Source organism: Bacillus hominis, assembly GCF_018332515.1.
GTDB classification, from domain to species: domain Bacteria; phylum Bacillota; class Bacilli; order Bacillales; family Bacillaceae_G; genus Bacillus_A; species Bacillus_A hominis.
In genome coordinates this window covers 1-491 of record NZ_BOQD01000547.1, presented here as the reverse complement: position 1 = coordinate 491, position 491 = coordinate 1, and the positions used below count along the sequence as shown (strand labels likewise).

Here is a 491-nt window from a genome sequence, read left to right as displayed (position 1 = left end):
CTCAAGAACAACAATATCAACAAAATCCATATGCAACTCAGCCACAACAACCGCAATACCAACAACCGATGTATCAACCAAACTCCGACCAACGTGTCTCACCACCTGCACCACCAACTATCGATCCGACGCAACCACAAATTTTACCGCCTGGTCCAACATTCGATATTACACAGCCACAAATTTTACCACCAGGACCTATTACAGAACCAACACAACAACAAATCCAACAAGTTGTCGGTACACAGTTTTTACCTTTAAAGAAACCTGTACTTGATTTCGTAAAACCTTGGGTAGATTACGGTTTAAATGAAGCGAAACATACATCACACAAACATGCTTTAACAGAAGTTGCTGCGATTATGTTCTTAGTTGGTAAAGGCTTCAACCCAACGATTGCTCATTATATTGTAGAATCTTGGGAGAAGAATGAACAGTTTTAGAATTGTTTATTTAAAAAAACATAAAAACTTAAAAAATGCCAAATCCCT

1 protein-coding gene is annotated in these 491 nt (G+C 38.1%); it reads left to right on the top strand.

Going from position 1 to position 491, the window contains the following annotated elements; all coding sequences use genetic code 11:
• Positions 1 to 443 (top strand): hypothetical protein (locus tag KI356_RS27275; RefSeq protein ID WP_212937012.1); only part of this gene is annotated, 443 nt, incomplete at its 5' end.
• Positions 444 to 491: the final 48 nt, after the last annotated feature.